The sequence below is a fragment of the Halorubrum tibetense genome (assembly GCF_042661865.1).
In the GTDB taxonomy this organism is placed as follows: domain Archaea; phylum Halobacteriota; class Halobacteria; order Halobacteriales; family Haloferacaceae; genus Halorubrum; species Halorubrum tibetense.
The window spans coordinates 1-1,005 of sequence record NZ_JBHSWW010000506.1; the positions used below are offsets into that span (position 1 = coordinate 1).

Here is a 1,005-nt window from a genome sequence, read left to right on the forward strand (position 1 = left end):
GGTAACCGTTAGCATGACCGCAGACAATATTATTAACGACGGCGGCTTGTGCTACGACAGTAGCTGCACCTTCGGTACGGGCTGGGGCGCTTACGGTAGCCTAACCAATGCCAATAATTGGCCAACAGCGGACTCTTTGGTTTTGGACCTTGGTGTAGGTACCCACTATTTCGCGTGGAACGTGGTGAATTTAGGTAGTGGTTCTGGTGGCAACCCCGCAGCGCTGCTTGCTGAAATCATGTGGGGCGATCAAGTTCACTCTTCGTCGTCCGCGTGGGAAATTTACGACTTCACGACCGGTGCCTTTGTCAGCAACGCCACCGAATACGGTACCAACGGCACGAATATCTGGGGCGGCCCCATTGCCGGTATTAGCACCCATGCCAGCTGGATTTACACCGACAACAATTTTGTCGATGCCGACCAAAGTGCGTGGATCAGAACCAGCATCACCATTGCCGATGTGCCGGAGCCGGCGCCACTGGCGTTACTGTGTTTAGGTTTGCTGTTCTTAGCTGCGGCTAGACGTAGAATTCAACACTAAGTTTTAACACAGGCAGAGCGGATTTTTTTAACTGCGACTGATGTATATAGCTACACAAATAAAGGCTCAATGACGTCTTGATCATTGCGCCTTTTTTCATGCCCCCTGAACCTTTACCAGAGCCGAATGGAATTTCGGCCATTGCTTGCGCTAAATCATTGGCAAACCGTTTGTATATGCGCACACTCTTCACTGGACTGTAGAGTTTGGAGCGAACAGGTGGAATTCAAAGACTACTATCAAGTGCTCGGTGTAACCCCAGATGCAAGCGCAGACGACATTAAACGCGCCTACCGAAAACTGGCGCGAAAATACCACCCAGATGTCAGTAAAGAGCCGGACGCCGAAGCGCAATTTAAAGCGGTTAACGAGGCCAATGAAGTACTAAAAGACGCTGAAAAAAGGGCCGCCTACGATCAGCTCAGTCGGCAACAACAGGCGGGCGAGCAATTTCGGCCGCC

Annotated in this window: 2 protein-coding genes; both read left to right on the forward strand. The window is 51.2% G+C overall.

Annotation, left to right across the window (positions count from 1 at the left end; genetic code table 11):
• The coding region (locus tag ACFQEU_RS16550; RefSeq protein ID WP_379783928.1) for a PEP-CTERM sorting domain-containing protein at positions 1-544 on the forward strand (544 nt) is incomplete at its 5' end.
• A 219-nt stretch (positions 545-763) separates the two neighbouring features.
• A partial coding sequence (locus ACFQEU_RS16555; protein WP_379783929.1) for a DnaJ domain-containing protein occupies positions 764-1,005 on the forward strand: 242 nt, incomplete at its 3' end.